Origin of the sequence: Endozoicomonas sp. YOMI1 (assembly GCF_024606345.1) — a bacterium.
GTDB lineage: Bacteria > Pseudomonadota > Gammaproteobacteria > Pseudomonadales > Endozoicomonadaceae > Endozoicomonas.
Genome location: NZ_JAHHPM010000312.1, coordinates 1 through 4,414, shown reverse-complemented (window position 1 = coordinate 4,414; position 4,414 = coordinate 1). Strand labels below are relative to the sequence as shown.

3 protein-coding genes are annotated in these 4,414 nt (G+C 44.6%); all 3 read right to left on the bottom strand.

Annotated features, from left to right (window positions below; translation table 11 throughout):
• Positions 1-134: 134 nt before the first annotated feature.
• The 3 genes from KDK15_RS11225 to KDK15_RS11215 all read right to left on the bottom strand — a co-directional run bounded on the left by KDK15_RS11225 (position 135) and on the right by KDK15_RS11215 (position 4,138).
• The gene (locus tag KDK15_RS11225; protein ID WP_257295445.1) at positions 135-3,194 is read right to left on the bottom strand and encodes a pilus assembly protein; all 3,060 of its coding nucleotides are present in this window, start codon (positions 3,192-3,194) and stop codon (positions 135-137) included.
• A 140-nt stretch (positions 3,195-3,334) separates the two neighbouring features.
• Positions 3,335-3,658: a hypothetical protein gene (locus KDK15_RS11220; protein WP_257295444.1), complete on the bottom strand. Its 324-nt coding sequence runs from the start codon at positions 3,656-3,658 to the stop codon at positions 3,335-3,337.
• Between the two features lie 3 nt (positions 3,659-3,661).
• Entirely contained in the window at positions 3,662-4,138 is a 477-nt protein-coding gene (locus tag KDK15_RS11215) for a hypothetical protein (RefSeq protein WP_257295443.1), read from the bottom strand.
• Positions 4,139-4,414: the final 276 nt, after the last annotated feature.

Sequence of the window (4,414 nt, the reverse complement as noted above, 5' to 3'; positions counted from 1 at the left end):
ATTAGAGCTGTTCAGAATTATAACAGTCAGCTTTTGATGGGTGCTGAATAGTTACGTGCAAAGATCATTGTCAGTAATCCGGAATAATTTACCCGCCACGACCATTCAACGTCAGATTACGAATGCCTTAACTCTCAACGATTCTCCCGCCAGAATGATCTCTTCACCCGGTTGCCAATCTCCTGTATAGGCAGGTTATTGCCATCAAGGCATTGACTACCGACGCATACCTTCATTTCGCCCCCCCGGCTGATGACTGAAGGCGTTGGCGCTAATGATTTACTTTTCAGTAGCATTCTTCTCTTTACCTGATTGCCAGAATTTTGAGTATGTAAAACAGCCCGACCATCTTCAAGATCAAGCGCATAAAAATAATTTACGCCGACACCCGGAGCACAACTGTTTGATGAAAACTGAGGAACAAACGAATTAAACATCAGAACACCATTCAGCATGGTGGCTTTACTCAGTACCTTTTCGCCAGAATCCTGCAGCCTCAGATACCAGCCATGGCTTCCCGCCAATCTTGCCAGCTCGCTTTTTTTCTGAAACTCGTTTCCATGCTGAATGATATTTGCTGTTGCGTCATAAAGCGAAGACTCAGTAATGATATTACCCCCAGCATACCGGTAGCTGGATGGCTTGTGAAAAATATTTCGATCCCGTATTACGTACATACGGTCGTGTACCATGTTCTCCATTGGAGTAGGCCGCGTACCACTGCCTACAGCAATATGAAGATAATCACGATTTTTAGACAGACTGACAGCTGGAGCCTCAAAAAAACGCCTGGTATCACTATAAGAGTTATATTCCGACAGCCTGGCTATAACGCCTACAGTGGCAAAATTACCGGCGTACGTATTATTAGCGTTGATATCCATCCGCAACAGCTGACCACCAATATCCACGGCATACAGGTAATCCGTCAGACCATCCTGATTAATATCAACCAGTGTCAGCTCTGCCGGTATACTATATTTCATATCAGGAACAATCAGGGTGCCATTTTCGCGGCCTGCGGACCAGAGCAACTCACCGGTTTCGGCATCCACCATGTATATTGCCCGGCCAATATCACTGTCTTCAATTAACGATTGAAAATCAGCATCTTCATCATACCCCCCACCAAACAGCAGCACCTGCCGCTCACGCCCCTGCCACTTGACCCGGGTTACCTTGACCTTTGACCAGGTCTGCCCCAATTCTGAAAAATCAGGATTGTCATTTAAAGAATCAGCCTTACGATCAAAATTCAAATCCCCCCGAATCACCCACTTCAATACCGGGTTATTGCGATCCGTAACATCCAGGGAATAAATATTACTCCCGCCCCTGCGCATGGTCAGATAAAGAAAGGCATGTTCACCCGAATCAACAGAACCTTTAAAGCCAGTCAGTAAATCACCATCGCCATTGTGGTCAGCAATCCAGGCACTCATTGGACCGTCCATGCCGTAAACTTTGCTATTATCTGACTTAGGCTCCGGTGGCGGTGATGGCCTATCAGATCGTAAGCGACAACTTTCACTAAGATTACCGTCGCCCCACTTAAATCTATATTCACAGTAATCGAGGTTTGCGCATTTAGCCGCCCAACCATCCCAATTGCAATCATCATCTGATTGAGGAGGTCTGAATACCCGGCAACTTTGGCTTAAATATATATCACCAAACTCGTAGTCATATCTACACCAGCGCGCTGGCACACAGGCTCCCGGAATCTGGTAATTCCAGACACACTGGCCATCGGAGGTAGGTCCGGATGCTGGCACCGGCGGTCGAACCTTTTTATCCCGATATATTCTCAGGTTAGCCAGTAAGTCCTTCGGGATAAAAGAGAATTCCGTTCTCCCATTGTCGGCATTTACACTGTGCACAAAACCATCATTGGTGGTAAAGAAGACACTTTTATCGGCTTGACCAGCGCTATTCTTGTAATAAGTAAGAATATACGGCTGTGTATGAAGAGGTTCACCAATACTTTTCCTATTGTTAAAGTCGAACCCATCACCGTTCTCGTCATCAACATCTAATCCCCTGGCCCATCTCAAAACAGAATGTCTCTCAGAGGAACTCGTGGTTCCAAGGATTTCAGAGTCAATAAAAACATTACCCTCTTCTACGCGGTTTAACATTGAACTCAATGGAACACTTACATCCCCTGAAATATTGGTAAAAACCGGGCGAGAATGACTCAGTTGTTCAGCCATTCCTCCCTGTTCCACATCGTTTCCATCAGCAATACTGCTCCAGAAGCTTTTTGCCTGCTCTGAAAAAAAACCCGTGGCAGGATCAATCGCTAAATTACCATTGGCATCATAAATATTATTGTCATCACCCAAACGGTAGCGTTTTAAATTCCCTTTCCAGGCAGGGCCAGCTCCCGGCTTAAATACGATATAATAAATATCTTCAGCGGTTTCAAGAGAGTTAAATGCACTAACCGATGTTGCAGGCGCAGAAAACGAGGAGCTTTCTGCATTTACCTGGAGCAGGATATCATTTAATGCCTGAGATAACTCGCTGGAATTATTCGCTTCATAATATCGCCCCCCACCGTGATGAGCAGCACTCGTCAGCAATCCGGGAGGGGCTCCACCAAATCCTGCAATAGTAAATGTATTTACATTCTGTTTGCCAGGGAAGCGCCAATTCACATCATTAGCGAACATCCACCAGGCTAACTCATCAAGGCAAACACCATCACCAATGCAATTATAATTTAAACCATGAGGCATCGACGAGCGCAAAGGCCTTAATAAATTGGTAATCTGCGTATTAGCATCACTATCATAAAAAGGCTCACCATCGGTAAAAAGCACTATACTGCTCTTTTGGCATTGATCAATTACAGGTGAGAGGTAGTCAGAACCATTCATTGATGCCGAATAGCTACTGTCTCCAAAATGTGGGCGCTGACCAGTGAAATATAAATACGCCTCATAAAAAGTTTCACTTAACGGTGTCAAACCACCTGCGCTGTAACCATTAATGACATTGATGGCCCCTTGTCGGCCTGTTTCAATATTCTCTGATGCAAAATCCACCTTCCCGCCAGCGTCATAATTAAAACTCATCAAGCTGATGTTAATGTTCTCTGCTGTCTGGACAAAATCTCTTGCTGCATCCTTAGCCACTTCCATTCGGCTTTTAGAGCCAGCCGATATCCCCATACTTCCGGACGTATCCATAATAAGAAGCACATTGGGTAGAGCTGCACCTGAAATTTTTTTTACATATAGATCCGTATCATCAGCATTCGCTATGTTGAGAAATAAAACGCTCGCTAACACTGGCAACTGTCTTAGATACATGAAGCTCATTCCTTAAGTTAATCCAGCTCCATCGGTAAAACCCTGAGAACCTTTGATGTATTCGGCACCCATATAACAGTGGCCGCTTTTTCATTGATGGCCTTTAACCTTGAAACTCCAAATTTTTCATTGTTCTCTTGCACAATAGTCTGGCTATCAAAAAGAAACCGTTCTGGAGTACAGGACAAACACCGGTATGCCCAAATAAGCCCGGTTGTCTCATTGTGGTAATCAATTTCAATCTTTATAAACTCTTTGCCCTGTTCATTAATCTCAGTAGCAACAACGTTAGTGGCCTGGATAAAGAGAATAAAACAAACACCCACTAAATGTTTATACATTTCCTAGCTCCCCGGTAATGAATCAACAAAGACAATCCCCAACGTCTGGCTTGAGCTGGCGCCGCTGCCATTCAGTGTTGCTATGCTGTCTAACTCATAAACACGGCCGATGAATTTGGCAATGTCAAATCCGGGGGGAGGAAGCGTATTAGAAATATACCTGAGCGTAACCCTCTGACATATTCCACCTCCATTGTTACACCCACCTGGATTAACAATGGTTGACAGAGGTTCATGTTTCCCGGAGAGGGCATTATGGAAGTGTATGGGATTGGCCTCCAGGTAGGATAACTGGCTTTCCAACTCACTCAAGGCAACCTGATATACCTCAACGGTTCGCTGTTCATTACCGACGGTTACCTCTTCCAACAGCGCTGTTTCCATCACCATAAGGCCAGCGAAAGTCATAACAAGCATGACAACCATAACGATCACTAAAAAAGAACCCGTCTGCTTGCGTTTCTCTGAACAGCTATCCATAGTGACAACCCGTATGATGTGGTCTTCTGATGGTGCTATCGACTGATCATTCTGCTACATAATATCCATCGGTTTTTTTTCATCAGTGAAATTCCAAACGGGTTGTTACCCATAAGTCTCAAGATGAACTCACTCAGGAATAGTCCTTGATTAATTTCCACATTTTGGAGCTTCCAAACTCCGTTCGTCCTGAGTGCTGAGTTTGTCGAAGTATCAAGGGCGTAAGGAATTGTCCCGAAATAATTTCGACATTTTGAACTCGATCTCCGTTCATCC

Coding starts and splice junctions, on each gene's coding strand:
- KDK15_RS11225 (WP_257295445.1), bottom strand. CDS start 3,194: ATGGATACGTCCGGAAGTATGGGGATATCGGCTGGCTCTAAAAGCCGA.
- KDK15_RS11220 (WP_257295444.1), bottom strand. CDS start 3,658: ATGTATAAACATTTAGTGGGTGTTTGTTTTATTCTCTTTATCCAGGCC.
- KDK15_RS11215 (WP_257295443.1), bottom strand. CDS start 4,138: ATGGATAGCTGTTCAGAGAAACGCAAGCAGACGGGTTCTTTTTTAGTG.